Raw genomic sequence first — 17265 nt, 5'->3', positions numbered from 1 at the left:
GGCTCATTGAGCGTGATCGTCGGCGTGGAGTGACCGAGTGCAAGTTGCACGGTCTTGACGCTTGCCCCGGCGTGGATCAGCAGCGTCGCGTAGTAGTGCCGCAGGCCGTGGAACCCCCAGCGCGGCGGCAGCCCGACCTTGGTACGGACCGGCGTCCAAGTTCGGGAGAAGGTCGAGGCATTGACCGGCTCGCCGCTCGCGCCCCGGAACACCAGACCAGCCAACTCCGGGCAGGCGGAACCTCCGGACTTACCATCCTCGCTGAGCACACCAACGGACGTTTCTTCCTGCTCGACCCCTCCGGGGGAACCGAAGGAGTGCGCCTGCAACTCACTGAGCTGGCCGAGTTGGTGAACGCTGTAGATGTGACGTTGGTGGATGTGGGTGGCGACATCGCCGCCAGTGGCCACGAACCCGAACTATCGAGTCCGCTCGCCGACTCCCTCGCTCTTGCGGCGGTGGCCGGCCTTTCACTTCCCGGCCGGGTTGCAGTTGCAGGCCCAGGTCTTGACGGCGAGCTTCCTAGCAACAGCGTCCGAGCAGCTATGCAGAAAGCAGGGGCGTCAACTCATCTCCTCCATGGCGAATGCAGTCACGCCCTTCAAGGGTGCGCTTGACCATCACCCCTCGGAGGCGACGGCCTTGCTGTCGGCGGCCGCACTCGGCATCAAGGGCAGGCAGAGATTCGCGATAATGCCTTACTGGTACCGCTGGGCGCCGACAGCGCCGACCTGCTCATCGCCAAGGTCGAGGCGCTTGTGGCAATCAACCGCGTCGCGCAGGACCTGATGGGCACCCAGTCATTCGTCGACGCGGAAGCAGTCACCCGCAAACGCTGCGTACGAACCGAACTCGACCACGAACGCCGCAAAGCCGAGACCCTCGCCCAGAAGCCTTACCAGACACCGACCGACGACGAGATCCGCACCCGCATCACCGCCCACCAAACCCGGGCACGCGAACGGGGAGCCACCCTTGTCAGCCTGCGCCGCCTCGGCGAAGTCGTGGGACTCCGAACCTACGAACCGGCAATCATCCGAACCGCGATAGGAAACCGGGGTATCCACAGCGTTCCCCTATGTCGACTGTGAACGCGCCCAGTGCTCCGCCGGCCGCTTCCGTGTCAAGGAACGATCATGGCGGGTTGACCTCGGTTAAAAGGCGCGTTGAGCTGTTCAAACTGTCCGTCAGCATCCATGGACGTCCCCCTGCTGCTTGCCCAACTGAACAGCCCATGGACGAATGCCTATCAGGTAACCGCGCCGCTACACAGAGTAGTTGTACGCGCGGCGGGTATGCCCCCCGATCTGCTTGGCCGCGGTCGCAGAGCGCCGACCTCCACTGATCGAGTCACGGCGGTGCGGTCGGACCAAGTCCGATATGAGGTCAGACGGCCTACGGCGACCCCACACGGGTTGATGCGGTTGGATCGATTGCTGTGCTTCGCTGCTGCACAGAGCGCGAGACAGTATCGATAGGGCGGCACAGCACCTGCCGCCATGTTGCGTGATGCTGACGCAGTGGAAGTTGAGCGACCCGCGCGTGGTAACGGAACGTGAATATGAGCGTAGGTAACATGCCGCCCAGCTACCTCTTCTGAGTGAATTTCCGCTCCCAGCACCATAATGCTCAAACAGCCAGTACTCGGCGATGGCGACTCGCTCGTGCCCCTGACCAGTGCAGATGCACCGATGCACGATTATCCCGGGGTCACGAAAGCCCCAGGGGTTCCCCTCAACACGCAAAATTACTCAGAGTGAGTGCCGGCCGAGACAGCATCAAATACCCATCAAACAAGTCCGTACCAGGTTTTCGCAGGTCAGATGGCCTACGGACTCGTCTGGACTTGCGATACGAAGTTGCTCGTCAAACAACTTGTCACCGCAGGTCACAAGATGTCACCTGTGGTCAGAAGGTGTCGCGTCTCGCAACAGGTGTCCCACGAGGGTCCTCGCGGTGCGCTCTCTGGATCACTGGCTCCGCTACCGCAGAAGGGCCGCCGGCCGATCAGTCGACCTCGCGCTAGGAGGGCTTCGTTAACTCTGGCCCTGCCCACCACGGGACGTACTCGCGAAGCTTCAACGGGGCTTGGGGGTCGCGAAGGACAACCAGCCCCTCCTCCATCGCCTCTTTGATAAGTCGCGAAGCCCTAGCGCTGTTCTTGGGATCAATCCCAAATCGCTCACGAACCGTCGTATTTGTCGACTTCTTGCCGCTCACGTACCGAAGGCAGGCGTGAAGATAGACAGCGCGCACACGGTCGGACCGATCCATGTCCTTTAAATCGCGGTGCCCGTAGAGCGTCACCTTGGTATGGTCCTGCGTCACTTCCACCAAGGGCGCCGGAAGCTGATGGTATTCGATTTCAAAGCCGATTTTATCCCAACCGCTGCCGCGTTCTTCGCAGATTCCGCCACGGCGCATAACGCGACCGAGCTTTTCGTTGCGACTAAGCGGTGGGCTGTCGATAAACCTCAGCGGGTCGACAAGAGGCCTTCCCGGATTGGTGATCTCAATCCGGTCGTCGAAGATTTCGACAGTCGGGCCACTTCCCGAAATATGAAAATCTTGATGGATGAGCGCATTTGCGATCAGTTCCCGAACAGCGAGCTCCGGGTACATCTTCACCGTTTGCCTGAGAGCTTGCCCTATAATTTCGTTTGACGGCAACAAGCCGTTGATGAACTTTACAAGCCCCTCGAACCCACTGGCGTAACCGAGCACACCCTCCTGCTCTTTGAGCGTTTCCATTCGATTGCCGCCTTGGTACTGCATCACTCGGATGGCCTTGCGATGCAGTGATGGGAAGTCGGCTAGATTATGAGCAAATAGGATAGCTCCAAGATTCAAGATGCTCCATACTCCCGCGTCATCTCGGGTAATCATCCCTTCCGCGAGCAAGGCATCGAGGATTCCCGACCTATTCTCGGGGAGTGGCATCTTCATTAGACGGAAGTATGAAGGATAATCAAGGAGCTGCAGAATTTCGGAGGGCTCAAGTCCCGTGGCTGCAGTTCCATCCTCAAAAGATCCTAAGACGAATGCTTTCCACAGCCGCCGTTCCACATCATTATGTTCGCTCAGCTTCTTTTTGTAAGAACCAATGCGAATATAGGCGTCGCTCTTGAAAGTGACAGGCTGATTAGCGGCCTTGTCAATTTCAAGAACTACAACGCGTTTTTGGTCAACAATAGCCTCATGGAATTGAAAGTGCACCTGAGGCGACAAGTGACGCAGAAGCCAATTATCGAGATTTTCGTTGCCGACTTTCGTTGTGGACGGCTGGAAGGTCGTATCTAAAATCTCTCGTGTACCGTCTTCGATTCCCCAAAGCAAGTAGCCGCGTTCATGCTCGACAAGAGCAGCACCGTTGGCCAGAGCGGAGATGTACTGGCCAATCTCATCCGGATTGTGATTCCTATTCTTGTCTTCGACCCACTCAGTCTCGGCCGGAAGAGTCAACAGCTCTTTTACAAGACGAGCCAGCTGGTCTGGCGGGCGTGTAGGGCTCAAGACTTCCTCCTAACTTCGGGACTAGCATATGGGGCAGACGTACCTGCCGTATTAGATCAAGTCATATCCCGTGGACAAGCACGAGGTACCCCCGGTCGAGTGGGCAGATGCGGTACGGCCAGCCCTGCGGGCTATTGGCACGTCAAGGCACCCTTGACACCGGCAATGCCCGGTCGGCGGCGAGTCAGTGACGGGTGTGGCGGCACGCGCCTACGTGTGGGCAGGCCACCGGCCTGCCGCTTGACCCCTGACGCTCAGGGTCGCAGAGGCTCCGCTATACAGGGAGGCCGGTTTGTGGCCGTCGCTTGCGCCGCGAAGCGCCCTTGACGGTGGAGGGGCGCCCGGACACCGGCAGCAACTCGCCCTGCGGCCCGGCGCGGCAGTCGGCCGCGTCGCCCAGGCCGAGCCGGTCGGCCGCCGGCCAAATCTCCCGACCTTCTTAACCCTCCACCCGTTCTTATCTGTCATCGGGGCGCGGCCCGACTCCGAAGTTCCACGCCAGTCGACGGGCTGCTTGCGTGGCCGGGCCAAGCGCCAGCGGCGGCACGGGCATGCGCCCAGTCGGCGGCGTGAGCGGCCCGTTTCGGGCCGCCTTGAAAGCGCGTAGAAACTTCGAACGGCCAATTCGAGCGGCCAACTCGAGCGGTGAGAACCTTCTCTACATCTTTAAGGCGGCCCTCCGGGCCGCACGCGAGCTGCTTCGCCGACCGTCCGCCGACGCGACTCCGAGCGGACACGACGAAGCCTCGGCCATCCCGCACGGGGGGGGTAGCCGAAGCGTACCGAGGTTCGTTCAGGGTCAGGCGGGCTCTCCGGCTGGCCGTCAGCGCACGTTCGCGCGGAGCGACTACTATGAGTGTGCCTGGATGACTTCAGACTCAGACTTTCCCTGTCACTAGTTGACAGTCCCGGTGCCACCAGGCCCCGCACTAAGCGGTGTGATCTCGGGGCGTTGACGCAAGAGGCTTAGGAGCCTCGGGTGTCGTACGCCTACATTCCACTGCTCGTCGCCTTTGTCACCGCACTGCCGGGGATCCTCCGTGCGGCTGCTGTGATGGTCATCGTCCTCCGCGCGAAGACCGATGACCTTCCTGCGATCGCGAAGAGCCTCGACGGCCGGTCGCGCCAGATCGGTCAGAAGCGCAAGTCCGGGTAGCAGCCATGCGCCCTGCCCGGCGAAGGTCACCCAACGATGGCCTCCGGCGGGCAGGGCCTCCGACCCTACGACCCGGGAGGGCGCCTCCGGCGGCCGGGGCTCCGCCCCTGGACCCTGGGCCGCTCTGGGATGGCCGGAACCCGGCGGACCATCGCACCCTGAAGGCCGCCGCCCGCGCCAGGCTTGCGCGACGGAATACCACTTCAGCAGGCGGGCCGCTCGCCCGATGCGGCCACGGCCGCAGGTCAGCGACGTTTCGTGGTTCGGATCGCGTTGGGGATACTGGTGGGCGTGATGTGGCCGAGCGGCGAATTCCCGCACAACAGCTGGGCGCTTGGTCTGTTCGACGAGATTCTGCACAGCGCGCACGCCACGATGCCGGTCGTGGAGCTGATCGGCGGGGGCATCGCCGCGGAGGCTCGCTGTCATCTGGTGCTGCCCGAAGAGGACAAACGACCGCACGATGATCCGGCGGCCGTGGTGATCGGGCGTGCATCGGCGTTCGCCGACCGGGTGGCGGAGCTCTGCGGTATCGAGGACGACCTGGCCGGGCAATGGTCACGGCAGGTCGAGCAGTCGGAACCGGCCCGATTCGAGGCTGCGCTGCGGGACATCGTTCGTCGCTTGGAAGGCTGGCCTGGGCACTTCGAGGGCAGCACCTAGAGATCGTCGTTCGCGGCGCCGTTCATCGGCGGCTGACGAAATCGTCGAGGTCGACGCACTCCGGCGGCTCGATGCCCAGCCGGCGCAAGGCGCGGGCCTGGACCGAGCGCACCTGGCGGCCCCAGCCGAGGCCGTCGACGTTTCGCCTGCAGTAGCAGTCGAGCCGCACCTCACCGGGCTCGAACGGATCCCAGTCGATGCCCCAGCTTCGCAGTCAACGCTGCCAGGTGCGATGCCACTCCCGGGCGGAGGCGCCGCCCTCGCTCGACTGCACGACTATCCATTCCGACCGGCGCACCGTCGCAGGATACCGCTCCCGTCCATCAGCGGCGGCCCCCGACGGTGGTCGGCATACTGGCCGGGTGATCGAGAAGTCGGCGGCGCGGTCGGGCCCAGCCTCGAGTGTGGTCGCGCTCGGGGCGCTGATGCTGGCCGGGTTCTCGTTCTTCACCGTGGAGATGCTTCCGGTCGGGCTCCTGTCGGTCATCGCCGGTGACGTCGGGGTCTCGGAGTCGGCCGCGGGGCTGCTGGTGAGCGGGTACGGCCTGACCGTGGCGATCGTGTCGTTGCCGTTGACCCATCTGGTGCGGCGGATCCCGCGGCGTCATCTGATCTCCGGGCTGCTGGCTGTCTTCGTGGCCGCCACCTGCGTGTCGGTGACCGGCGGCTATCGGCTGCTGCTCACCGGCCGGGTGGTCACCGCGCTGGCGCAGGCGGTCTTCTGGGCGATCGCCCCGCCGGCCGCGGCCGCGTTGTTCTCGCCGCGGGTGCGGGGGCGGGTGACCGCGGCCCTGATCGGTGGCGGGTCGCTGGCCTCGGTTCTCGGCGTGCCCGGCGCGACCTGGCTCGGCCAGCAGGCCGGCTGGCGGGTCGCCTTCCTGGCGGTGGCCGGGCTGGGGCTGGTGGCGTTGGCCGGCGTCGCGATCCTGCTGCCGACGTCGGCGCCGGATCAGGGGCACGCGGCGACCGGGTCGGCCCCGGATGCCCGGCGCTACTGGACGATCGTGGCCGCGACCGCGGTGGCGATCGCGGGCGTGTTCAGCGCGTACACGTACATCTCGCCGTTCCTGACCGAGGTCAGCGGCTTCGCCGCGGCGACCGTCTCCGGGTTGCTGCTGGTCTACGGCTTGGCCGGGCTCGGTGGTGTGGCCACCGGCGGAGCGCTCGCCGATCGGGTGCCCCGCGCCGCCATGCTCGCGCCGCTGCTGATCCTGACGGTGACGCTGCTGACGCTCTACCTGTTCGGCACCGGTCACGCCGTGACGGTGGCGTGCGTGGCGCTGTGGGGCTTCGCGATGCCGCAGATCCCGGCCACGTTCCAGAGCCGTGTGCTGCAGGTCGCCCCGGGCAGCACCGACATGGCTTCGGCGGTGTTCTCGGCCATGTTCAACGTCGGCATCGCCGCCGGCGCCCTGATCGGCAGCGTGCTGCTGGCCCACAGCGGGGTGCGCAGCGCGTTCCTCGCGGCCGCCCTGCTCACCGCCGCCGCCCTGGTCGTCCTGCTGACCGAGCCACGCCGCCGGACCGGCCGGCCCTGATCAGGGCGAACCCGGTGAACCACGCCGATCAGGGCACCTCGTTGACGAGGGCTGGGTGCCGAGGACGATGGCCAGGGCGACCCAACCCGGGCTGAACGACCCCTCGACCGGGCGGGCAGAATCGTACGCGTGGACATCGCGGTGCTCGGGCCCGTCGAGTTGCGCGCCGGCGCCGAGGTGGTGCCGGTCGCGGGCGCGAGGTTGCGTACCCTCCTGCTCCTGCTCGCCCTCGACGTCAACCGGGTGGTGACCGCCGAGCGTCTGATCGACGGGGTGTGGGGCGACGAGCCGCCGCAGGCGGCCGGCAACGCGCTGCAGGCGCTGGTGTCCCGGCTGCGCCGGGTCTCGCCCGAGCTGGTCGTCCAAGCCGCCCCGAACGGTTACCGGCTGGTCCTCGAGCCGCGGAACATCGACTCCGTCCGGTTCACCGAGCTTGCCCGTGTGGATCCGGGCGAGGCGCTGGCGCTGTGGCGCGGTGACCTCGATTTCCCGGACGTCGCGCGCGCCGACGCCCGGCGGCTGGAGGAGCTCCGGCTGACCGCCCAGCGCCGGCACCTCGAGGAGCAGATCGGCCGAAGCGACGTGGTTCCCGAGCTGGAGGGCCTGGCCGCGGCCCACCCGTTCGACCAGCCCCTGGCCGTGCTGCTCATGCGAGCGCTCGCGGAGCAGGGCAACCCGGGCCGGGCCCTGGAGATCTTCGAGGCGATGCGCCGGCGGCTGGCCACCCAGCTCGGCACCGACCCCGCCCCGGAACTGGCCGAGCTCCATCTCGGACTCCTGCGGGCGGCCCCGGCGAACCCCCGGGGCAACCTGCCGGCCGAGGTGAGCAGCTTCGTCGGCCGGGACACCGACGTGCGCGAGGTCTGCGCCCTGCTCGCCGGTCATCGGCTGGTCACCCTGCTGGGTCCGGGCGGCAACGGCAAGACCCGGTTGTCGGTCGAGGTGGGTGCGCGGCTGGCGGGCGAGGTGTGGCGGGTCGAGCTGGCCCCGGTGACCGATCCGGCCGAGGTGCCCCGGGCGGTGCTGACCGCGCTGCGGCTGAGCGGGCAGATGAGCACCGGGCGGCTGACCGGGCCGGGCGAGACGCTGCCGCCGCTGGCCCGGCTGGCCGAGTCGCTGGCCGGCCGGGAGATGGTGCTGATCCTCGACAACTGCGAGCATCTGATCGCGGCGGCGGCCGAGCTGGCCGACACCCTGCTGCGGGCGGCGCCCGGCCTGCGCCTGCTGACCACGAGCCGCGAACCGCTGGCGATCGCGGGTGAGCGCCTCTTCGCCGTCGAGCCGCTGGCCCTGCCCCCGGTGGGGGCGGCGGCGACGACCGCTTCCGCTTTCCCGGCCGTACGCCTTCTGCTCGATCGCGCCGCGACCCTGACCCTCGACGAGCGGACGGTCGAGCCGGTGATCCGGATCTGCCGGGCCCTCGACGGCATGCCGCTGGCGATCGAGCTGGCCGCGGCCCGCTTGCGTACGCTCCCCGTCGCCGTGCTCGCCGATCGCCTGGCCGACCGGTTCCGGCTGCTGACCGGTGGCAGCCGGACGGCTCTGCCCCGGCATCAGACGCTGCGTGCCGTGGTCGACTGGAGCTGGGATCTGCTCGATGCGGGCGAGCGGCGGCTGTGGCGCCGTTTCGCGGTGTTCCACGGCGGCGCCGACGTGGCCGCGGTCGAGCAGGTCTGCGTCGCCGACCTCGACCTGCTCGGCGCCCTCGTCGACAAGTCCCTGCTGGTGCTGGGCTCCGACGGCCGCTACCGCATGCTGGAGACGATCCGGGAGTACGGCCTGGCCCGCCTCGCCGAGGCCGGCGAGGCGGAGTCGCAGCGCCGGGCCCTGGCCGAGTGGCTGCTGGCGCTGGCCGAGACGGCGGAGCCGAAGCTGCGCTCGGCCGAGCAGCTGGAGTGGCTGCGCCGCGTCACCGACGAGCACGACAACTTCCACGCTTCGGTGCGGGCCGCCGTCGACGCCGGTGACAGGGCCACGGCGGCCGCGCTCGTGGCACGGCTCGGCTGGTACTGGTGGTTGCGCGGACACCGGATCGAGGGCGCCCTCCTCGCCGCCGCGGTGTCCGAAATGCCCGGCCCGATGCCCGACATCGCCGGCGGGGTGTCCGGCCTGGCCGGCGCGGTGGACCGGGAGGATCTGGCTCTCGTGCACACGTTCGCGGCGATCAACGGGCTCGAGGGTGCTCTGCCGATCGACGCCGTCCAGCGGCATCTGCTGGCGGCCGAGGCGCACGGGGCCGGGCCGGCTGCCACGCACCCGGCGCTGCGGCTGCTCAAGCCGCTGGCGGCGATCTTCGACAATCCCGATCCCGACGCCGGGTTCCGCGCGGTCGAGCCGCTGTTCGAGGATCCCGATCCGTGGTGCCGGGCGACCGCCAAGATGATCGTGGCGCACCTGCGGCTGAACTTCGGGCAGCGCGGCCCGGCCGCGATCGCCGACATGCGGGACGCCCTGGACGGCTTCCGGACGGTCGGCGAGCGCTGGGGCATCGGCTTCACGCTGAGCGCCCTGGGCGACCTGGTCTGCGCGCAGGGCGATTTCGTGCAGGGGATCCAGCTGCAGCGGGAGGCGATCGCACTGGTCCGCGAGGTCGGCATCCGCGAGGACCTGCCGCAGCTGGAGGTGAAGCTGGCGCACCAGCTCTACCTGAGCGGCGAGCGCGACGAGGCCCGGCGGGTGCTGAACCGGTCGGCGGAGATGGCCGAGGAGATCGGCCTGCCCGAGGTGCTGGCGTCGGTGCAGTACGGCTACGCCACGATCGCGCGCCTGGAGGGCGACCTCGAGACGGCCCGGCGGATGATCGGCCGTTCCGCCGACATGATGGGCAACCCGGCGTTCGCCCCGCAGTTCGGCGCGATGACCCGCAGCACCCAGGGCCTGATCGAGGCGGCCGCCGGCAACCTGGAACGGGCCCGGCGCTGCCAGCACGAGGCGGTGCGGATCGCGGTGGACTCCCGGGACGCCCCGGTGATCGCGATGACCCTGGTGGGGCTGGCCGATCTGGCGCTGCGGGAGAGCGACCCGGCGCGGGCCGCGTTCCTGCTGGGGGCGGCCGACGCGGTGCGCGGCTCGCGGGACCGCACGGTGCCGGACACCGACCGGATCACGTTCGAGGCCCGCGCCGCGCTGGGCGACGCGGGCTTCGAACACGAATACGACCGCGCCGCCTCGACGACCGGGGCGGAGGTCCCGAGCCTGCTGGAGACGGCGCCACCCCCCAGGACCGCCACCGGGTCAGGGGCTGGGTGACAGCCCGGCCGGCTCCGTGCGGACCTCGGCCGGCTCCTCGACGGCGGCCGGGGCCCGGTCGCTCAGCGGCGTCCAGATCAGCAGGGCCAGGCTGAAGTAGACGTAGGTGTTGCTGCCGATGATCTCCAGTGGCGGTCTCGGCGCGTACTCCCACAGCCAGGTGACCCGCGACGTCATGACCAGATAGGCGGCGACGGCCAGGTAGAGCACGCGTCGTTGCCGGCCGGTGCCGGACAGCCCCGCGTCGACGCAGCGGACCAGCGCCGGGATCAACCAGACACAGTGGTGCACCCAGGTGACCGGGCTGATCAGGCAGCCGACGACACCGGTGAGGGCGAGCCCGCCCAGCACGTCACCGGGCGCCTTGCGCAGGCGCAGCACCCAGACCGCGAGCGTGGCGAGCACGCAGACCAGCCAGATCTTGCCGGCGTACTGGTCGATCGGCAGCCGGGCCAGGTAGCCCCGCTCGGACTGGTTGGACAGGTAGGACAGCACCCCGACCCGGTTGGTGTCCCACAGCGCCGACGTCCAGAACTCCCGGCTCTCGTCCGGGAAGATCAGGCCGCCGAGCAGGGTGGCGCCGGCCGCCGCGCCGATCGCGGTGGCCGCGTCCCGCCACCGCTTGGTGATCAGCAGATAGAGGATGAAGATGCCGGGCGTCAGCTTGATCGCGGTGGCCAGCCCGATGCCGATGCCCGCCCACTTGCGGCCCTTGGCGACACCGAACAGCATGTCGCCGGCGACCAGCGTCAGCAGCAGCGTGTTGACCTGACCGAAGGTGATCGTCTCGCGGACCGGCTCGAACGAGATCGCCAGGCAGATCGCGACGCCCAGGGCGAACCATCGGGGCCAGCCCATCCGCGCGATCAGCGGCCCGGCGAACCAGTGGACCAGCAGCGCCGTGGTCAGGACCGTGGCGAGGACCGCGATGACGAGCACGGCGGCGAACGGCAGCGCCGCCATCGGCGACATGACCAGGCCCGCGAACGGCGGGTAGGTGAAGCCGTACGGCGAGTCCGGTTTCATCCAGTCGTAGACCATGCCGCCGTCGCCATGGAACCAGTACTGGATCGCGCCGTAGTAGACCTCGGAGTCGAAGAACCCGTTACGGATCTCGGCGAGATAGACGATCCCCAGGGTGATCAGGACGAGCAGGCTGAGGATCAGCACTTTTAGCCGCATACGACGCTTTCATGATTTTAAATCGAACAAATCCGAGATAACCGAGCAGGACCGTCATGGCGACGGCTCCCTGAGTTTTCAGGGCGAGCGCGAGGTTGTAGCCGTCGGGCAGACACAACGCGGACACCACCGCCGCCGGTACGAGCACCCAGCGACTCTCCCGGCGCAGCGTAACGGCGAGCAGCGCGAGGGCCCACGTCGCGTACCAGGGATGAAAGACCGGCGCGAGCACGACGGTGGCCGCCATCGCGTACCCGGTGCTCAGCCACACGTCCCCGCCGGACAGCGCCCGCCACCAGAGCCGGACCAGCACGACGACCAGCAGCACGATGCCGAGGACCCGGGTGACCGGCACCGCGTTCACCCCGAACAGTCCGATGGTCATCCCGACGGCGGTCGGCGGCGAGGTCCACTGCACCGAGATCCCGCTGCCGGTGAGCCCGGCGATCCACCCGAACCCGCGCCCCGAGACGGCCGAGACCGCCGCGATCGTCGCCACCACCCCGACGATCAGCTCGGCCGCCTTGCGCAACCCGAGCCGCGGGCCGGCCGGCGCCCCGGCGGGCCGATAGACCAGCAGCAGGGCGAACGGCACGACGACCACCGCGGTCGCCTTGACCCCGATCGCGAGGCCGAACAGGGCGCCCGCCAGCAGGGGCCGGCGGGCGGCGGCCAGGGCCAGGCCGGCGAGCAGGAAGCCGAGCATCACCGCGTCGTTGTGCGCACCGGAGATCAGGTGGATCGGCACCAGGGGGCAGGCCAGGGCCAGCCACACCGCGCGCTCGAGCGGCACCCCGGTGCGGCGGGTGAGCGCCGGCAGCGACGCCGCGATCAGGCCGACGCCCAGCACCGCCACCCCGCGCAACACCGCGATGGTGCCGCCGAGTGAGCCGCCCAGCTTCGCCGCCGCGGCGGCCAGCAGCAGGAACACCGGGCCGTAGGGGGCCGGGGCGGAGCGCCACGTCGGCGCCACCGAATCGGCCCAGGGACAACCCAGAAGATCGACCCCGCCCGTGTACGGGTCGAGCCCGGCCGCCTGCTGCCAGCCCTGACACGCGTACGAGTGGGCGTCGTAACTGCCCAGCGGAAGGAACGGCAGCAGCGGCAGCATCCACAGCGCCGCCGTCACGTAGGCCCACCGGGCCGACGGGAGGTCGCGCCGCCCCACCCACCACGCGCCGATCAGCAGCGCCGTGCCGAACAGCCACGCCAACGGCGTGACCACGCCGTTCTGGCCGGTGATGATCGTGCCCGGGGTGATGGTCGGTGACCACGGGCTGTGCGCGCCCCCGCGGTAGGCCGCCACCGCCAGTAACAGACTGCCCGCCAACCCGGCGTAACGGACGCGGGCTGGCGTGGACATGGCGAGCACCCTACCGTGACGCGCTGCAACCGTTGAGGAGCCCGGTAGGGTCGGGCGGGTGTCGGCCCGGCATCGGCTCGAGTGGGGCACCGCCGGAGTCGCGGCGGTGCTCGCCGTCGTGTACCTCGTCCTGCCGCCGATGGGCTCGGACCTGTCGGCGCAGGTGGCTCGGGCCGAGTTCTTCGCCGCCCACGGCTACACCCCGATCGACCTGCGCTGGTACGCGGGGGTCGACCAGCTCGGCTACAGCCTGGTGTCGCAGCCGGTGATGGCCCTGCTGGGGGTCCGGCTGACCGGCGCGCTCACCCTGGTCGCCTCGGCGGTGCTGCTCGCCGTGCTGTTGCGCCGCACCGGCGTGCCCCGTCCCGGGGCGGGTGCCCTGGCCGGGGCCGCGTGCCTCGCCGGGAACCTGGTGAGCGGGCGGGTGACGTACTCACTCGGGGTGTCCTTCGGTCTGGCCGCGCTGACCCTGCTCACCTTCCGCCGGCTCCGCCCGTTCGCCGCCGTGGCGGCGGTCCTCGCCGCCGCGACGAGTCCGGTGGCCGGGCTGTTCCTGGGCCTCGCCGGCGCCGCGCTGCTGCTGTCCGGCCGCGTCGGCGACGGTCTGCTGGTGGCGGTTCCGGCGGCGGTGCCGCTGGGGCTGACCGCGCTGTGGTTCGGCGACGGCGGCTGGATGAACATCAGCCACACCGACACCCTGCGGGCAGTGGTGGCGAGCCTGGTCGTGGCGTTGCTGGTGCCCGCCCGGCCGGTGCGGACCGGCGGCGTGCTGTCCGCGCTGGGGGTGCTGGCCGCCGCCCTGGTGCACACCCCGGTCGGCCTCAACGCGACCCGGCTGGCGGTGATGTTCACCCTGCCGCTGCTGGCCGCCGCGGCCGCCCTGCCGAGGCGGAAACTCCCTCTTGCCGTCGTGCTCGCGCTGGTGGCCGCCGCCTGCTGGTGGCAGCCCCCGGTGGTGGTCGGCGACCTGCGCGATCTCGGCAACCCGACCGCCTCCCGGGACTACTTCACGCCGCTGCGCACCCGGCTCGGCCCGGAGGTGCTGACCGGTCGCCTGGAGATCCCCCCGACCCGGGACTACTGGGAGTCGGCGCACCTGGGTGACGTCCCGCTGGCCCGGGGCTGGCTCCGGCAGGCGGACATCGCGCGGAACCCGTTGTTCTTCGGCGAGATCCCCGGCGCGGCGGGTACGGGCGTGGCCCTCACCGCCGACAGCTACCGGGCGTGGCTGGACGAGACGGCCGTGCAGTTCGTGGCCGTGCCCGACGCCGAGCTCACCTGGTCGGGCCGAGGCGAGGCGGCCCTGATCGCGGCCGGCCTGCCCTACCTCACCGAGATCTGGCGGGACCGGCACTGGCACCTCTACCGGGTCACCGCGCCGCAGCCGATCGTCGCCGCCCCGGCCACCCTGGTCAGCCAGGACGCCGCGTCGATCACGTTCCGGACGGAGCAGGCCGGCCCGGTCGTGGTGCGCGTCCGCCACAACCGCTGGCTGCGGGTCGACGGCGGGGCCACGCCGGCCCGCGCCGGCGACTGGACCCTGGTCCGTGTCCCGCACGCCGGCCGCTACACCCTGACCAGCTGACCGGGCGGGGGGTCAGGAGTCCATGACGCGTTCCGTGGCGGCCCGCGAGCGACGGGTCAGTCGCAGGTAACGGTCGACGAACTCGCCCGGGTCGCCGCCACCGAGCAGCTGCACCGTGCCGGCCAGCTCGACGCCGTGCCGGGGCAGCTGGTCGGTGGGCCGGCCACGCACCAGGGTCAGCGCGTTGCGCACCTGGGAGGCGAGCGTCCAGCCGGCCGTCATCGCGGCCGCGTCGACCTTGTCGACCAGCTTCGCCCGCACGGCCGCGTCGAGCGCCTCGAGCGTCTGCGTCCGGCGCAGGTCCGGCACCGCGTACGCATGCCGGAGCTGAAGCAGCTGCACCGCCCACTCCACGTCGGACAGCCCGCCCCGGCCCAGCTTGGTGTGCGTGTTCGGGTCGGCGCCGCGCGGGAGTCGTTCGGTCTCGATGCGCGCCTTGATCCGCCGGATCTCGGTCACCTGTTCCCGGCTCAGGCCGCCGGACGGGTAGCGCATCGTGTCGGCGAGCTGCTCGAACTCCAGGCCGAGCGAGCGGTCGCCGCCGACGAACCGGGCCCGCAGCAACGCCTGCGCCTCCCACACGCGTGACCAGCGGGCGTAGTACTGCTGGTAGGCGCCGAGGGTGCGGACCAGCGGTCCCTGCCGGCCCTCGGGCCGCAGGTCGGCGTCGATGCCGAGGGGCGGGTCGGGCGCCGGCGCGGAGAGCATCCGCCGGAGTTCCTCGGCGATGGCGAGCGCGGCCGCACTCGCCTGTTTGTCGGTGACGCCGCCGGCGTGGTCGTAGACGAACAGCACGTCCGCGTCGGAGGGATAGCTCATCTCGTAACCGCCGAGCCGGCCCATCCCGATCACCGCGAACCGCAGCCCGTGCGGTGCCGCGCGGCGGGCCACCAGCAGGGCCGCGTTCAGGGTCGCGTCGGTCACGTCGGACAGTGCGATGCCGAGCTGGTCGACGTCGATCGGCTGGGCCGGGGCGAGCTCACCGGCCCTGCTCAGGATGTCGGCGCAGGCCAGCCGGAACAGTTCGCGGCGGCGCAGCGCCCGCACCGCCACGGTGGCCTTGACCGGGTCGTCGTAGTGCCGCTCGGCGGCCGCCGCGAACCCGTCGATGAGCGACTCGCGGCTGCGCGGAACCAGTTCGGCGTCGTCGGCGAGCAACCGCAACGCTTCCGGGTCACGGGTGAGCAGGTCGGTGGCATAGCGGGAGAGGCCGAGCACCCGGGCCAGGCGCAACGCCACCGGGCCGCCGTCGCGCAGCAGGCGCAGGTACCACGGAGTGCTGCCGAGCTTGTCCGAGACGTCGCGGTAGTTGAACAGGCCACGGTCGGGTTCGGGGGCGTCGGCGAACTCCTGCAGCAGCATCGGCAGCAGGGTGCGCTGGATCGCGGCGGTGCGGGTGACACCGCCGGTGAGTGCCTGCAGGTGGCGGATCGCGGCGGCCGGGTCGGCGAAGCCGAGGACGGTCAACCGCTTGGCGGCCGACTCGGAGGTCATCCGCAGCGCCTCGGCCGGCACCCGCGCCACCGCCTCCAGCAACGGCCGGTAGAGCAGTTTGATGTGCAGGCGGCGCACCTGGGCGGCGTGGCCGACCCAGTCCGACTTGAACGCCTGGACCGCGTCGCGCCCCGGCAGCGCGGTGTAGCCGAGTGCCGCCGCCAGCCAGCGCAGCCCGGCCGGATCGTCCGGCACGGTGTGCGTACGCCGCAGATTCTGCAGTTGGAGCCGGTGCTCCACCCCGCGCAGGAAGCGGTAGCCGCGCAGCAGCGTCTCGCCGTCCTCGCGCCCCACGTAGCCGCCGGTGACCAGGGCGCGCAGCGCCGGAAGCGTGCCGCCGTGCCGCAGCGTCTCGTCGACCCGGCCGTGCACGAGCTGGAGCAGCTGCACGGCGAACTCGATGTCCCGCAGCCCGCCCGGCCCCCGCTTGATCTCCCGGTCGAGCTGGTTCGCCGGCACGTTCTCGATGATCTTGCGGCGCATGTCCCGCACGTCGGCGACCGCCTCGGGCCGCTCGGCCGCGTGCCACACCAGCGGCGCCAGATCGTCGATCCACTCCTGGGCGAGCAGCAGATCGCCGGCCGCCGGCCGGGCCTTGATCAGCGCCTGGAACTCCCACGTGCGCGCCCACTTGCGGTAATAGGCCTGGTGGCTGGCGAGCGTGCGGACCAGCGGACCCCGGCTGCCCTCGGGGCGCAACGCGGCGTCGACCTGCCAGGCCACCTGCCCGCAGATCTCGATGAGGCGGGCGGCGAGGGTGGTGCCGGCGCTCAGGTCCTCGTCCCCGGCGGCCACGAAGATCACGTCGACGTCCGAGACGTAGTTCAGCTCGGTCCCGCCGCATTTGCCCATGGCCACCACGGCCAGCCGCGGTTCGCGCGCGCTCGCCGGAAGACCGGCCACCGCGATGTCGTACGCGATGGACAGCGTCTCGTCGGCCAGGCGCGACAGCGCCGCCATGGTCGGCTCCAGCCCCCGCCCGCCGGTCAGGTCGGCGGCGGCGATGCGCAGGAGCTGGCTGCGGTACGCGTGCCGCAGTCCCGCGACGGCCGGTTCGCCGTCGATCTCGAGATGTCCCTCGGCGCTCGGCGGCAACCCGGTCTTGCCGGTCGCGAGGACCTTCCAGTCGTCCGGGTTGGCGACCAGGTGATCGCCGAGGGCCGAGGAGGCACCGAGCACCGCGACGAGCCGGCGGCGCAGCCCGTGATCGCGGTAGACCGCCTCGAAGATCTCGTCGGTGGCGGCGTTGGGGCTGATCTCGCCGCCCGGCCCGGTCGCCGGACCACCGTTGGCCCGGTCGGCGGCCCGGCCGGCCGCGTCGACGAGCCGGTGCAGCTGGCGCAACGCCAGGGTGGGGTCGGCGGTCCGGGACAGCGAGTGGATCAGCTCGGCCGCGTCGGTGCCGGTCGGCCCCTGCGCCTCGGCGTCCCACAGCCGCAGCCCGGCCGGCCCGAGCAGGTCGGCGGCGCGGGCACCGTTGTCGGCGAAACCGTACCGGGCGAGCCGGCTGGGCCGCGTCACG

The 17265-nt window shown here is 70.1% G+C and carries 11 protein-coding genes and 1 pseudogene; 6 read left to right on the top strand and 6 right to left on the bottom strand.

All coding sequences use genetic code 11. The features are described from left to right. Nucleotides 1-212, bottom strand: a 212-nt coding sequence (locus Afe05nite_RS33760; RefSeq protein WP_239118392.1) for a tyrosine-type recombinase/integrase, incomplete at its 3' end; no start/stop codon positions are given. Here Afe05nite_RS33760 and Afe05nite_RS44170 point away from each other — a divergent pair. Then, a pseudogene (locus tag Afe05nite_RS44170) lies at nucleotides 108-1091 on the top strand (DUF1152 domain-containing protein). The gene Afe05nite_RS33760 and the pseudogene Afe05nite_RS44170 overlap by 105 nt on opposite strands. A 931-nt stretch (nucleotides 1092-2022) precedes the next feature. Here Afe05nite_RS44170 and Afe05nite_RS33750 read toward each other — a convergent pair. Then, nucleotides 2023-3513, bottom strand: a complete 1491-nt coding sequence (locus Afe05nite_RS33750) for an RNA-binding domain-containing protein (protein WP_203821333.1) — start codon at nucleotides 3511-3513, stop codon at nucleotides 2023-2025. A gap of 979 nt (nucleotides 3514-4492) precedes the next feature. On the opposite strand from Afe05nite_RS33750, the gene Afe05nite_RS33745 reads away from it, so the two are divergent. After that, nucleotides 4493-4669 carry a hypothetical protein gene (locus Afe05nite_RS33745; RefSeq protein ID WP_203821332.1) on the top strand — a complete coding sequence of 59 codons (177 nt, stop codon included), beginning with the start codon at nucleotides 4493-4495 and terminating at the stop codon, nucleotides 4667-4669. Between the two features lie 258 nt (nucleotides 4670-4927). Continuing rightward, on the top strand, nucleotides 4928-5332 hold the full coding sequence (locus Afe05nite_RS33740; protein ID WP_203821331.1) for a hypothetical protein: 405 nt from the start codon (nucleotides 4928-4930) through the stop codon (nucleotides 5330-5332). Between the two features lie 22 nt (nucleotides 5333-5354). Here the strand turns inward: Afe05nite_RS33740 and Afe05nite_RS33735 are convergent, their stop codons facing one another. Further along, entirely contained in the window at nucleotides 5355-5501 is a 147-nt protein-coding gene (locus Afe05nite_RS33735; protein ID WP_203821330.1) for a hypothetical protein, read from the bottom strand. 193 nt (nucleotides 5502-5694) lie between these two features. Here Afe05nite_RS33735 and Afe05nite_RS33730 point away from each other — a divergent pair, with 193 nt between their 5' ends. Both Afe05nite_RS33730 and Afe05nite_RS33725 read left to right on the top strand, forming a co-directional pair. Further along, nucleotides 5695-6870 carry an MFS transporter gene (locus Afe05nite_RS33730; protein ID WP_203821329.1) on the top strand — a complete coding sequence of 392 codons (1176 nt, stop codon included), beginning with the start codon at nucleotides 5695-5697 and terminating at the stop codon, nucleotides 6868-6870. A gap of 129 nt (nucleotides 6871-6999) precedes the next feature. Then, a complete protein-coding gene (locus Afe05nite_RS33725; RefSeq protein ID WP_203821328.1) occupies nucleotides 7000-10119 on the top strand; it encodes an AfsR/SARP family transcriptional regulator in 3120 nt (1039 codons plus the stop codon). Here the strand turns inward: Afe05nite_RS33725 and Afe05nite_RS33720 are convergent. Together Afe05nite_RS33720 and mptB are read right to left on the bottom strand one after the other, a co-directional pair. Beyond that, the gene (locus tag Afe05nite_RS33720) at nucleotides 10105-11301 is read right to left on the bottom strand and encodes a glycosyltransferase 87 family protein (protein WP_203821327.1); all 1197 of its coding nucleotides are present in this window, start codon (nucleotides 11299-11301) and stop codon (nucleotides 10105-10107) included. The two genes, Afe05nite_RS33725 and Afe05nite_RS33720, sit on opposite strands and share 15 nt — an antisense overlap. Beyond that, nucleotides 11225-12754 (bottom strand): polyprenol phosphomannose-dependent alpha 1,6 mannosyltransferase MptB, encoded by a 1530-nt coding sequence (gene mptB, locus Afe05nite_RS33715; RefSeq protein ID WP_275407531.1) that lies wholly within the window; start codon nucleotides 12752-12754, stop codon nucleotides 11225-11227. Before mptB ends, Afe05nite_RS33720 begins: the two co-directional genes overlap by 77 nt. Before the next feature lie 49 nt (nucleotides 12755-12803). Between mptB and Afe05nite_RS33710 the strand changes: the two genes are divergently transcribed. Continuing rightward, on the top strand, nucleotides 12804-14249 hold the full coding sequence (locus Afe05nite_RS33710) for a hypothetical protein (protein ID WP_239118395.1): 1446 nt from the start codon (nucleotides 12804-12806) through the stop codon (nucleotides 14247-14249). Between the two features lie 12 nt (nucleotides 14250-14261). Here the strand turns inward: Afe05nite_RS33710 and Afe05nite_RS33705 are convergent, their stop codons facing one another. Next, a complete protein-coding gene (locus Afe05nite_RS33705; RefSeq protein ID WP_203821324.1) occupies nucleotides 14262-17264 on the bottom strand; it encodes a bifunctional [glutamine synthetase] adenylyltransferase/[glutamine synthetase]-adenylyl-L-tyrosine phosphorylase in 3003 nt (1000 codons plus the stop codon). Between the last annotated feature and the right edge of the window lies 1 nt (nucleotide 17265).

It is taken from the genome of Paractinoplanes ferrugineus, assembly GCF_016862195.1.
Classification (GTDB): Bacteria; Actinomycetota; Actinomycetes; order Mycobacteriales; family Micromonosporaceae; genus Actinoplanes; species Actinoplanes ferrugineus.
Note: the sequence above shows the minus strand (reverse complement) of the source record. Positions and strands in the feature narration are given on the sequence as shown.

Coding starts and splice junctions, on each gene's coding strand:
- Afe05nite_RS33720 (WP_203821327.1), bottom strand. CDS start 11,301: ATGCGGCTAAAAGTGCTGATCCTCAGCCTGCTCGTCCTGATCACCCTG.
- Afe05nite_RS33710 (WP_239118395.1), top strand. CDS start 12,804: ATGGGCTCGGACCTGTCGGCGCAGGTGGCTCGGGCCGAGTTCTTCGCC.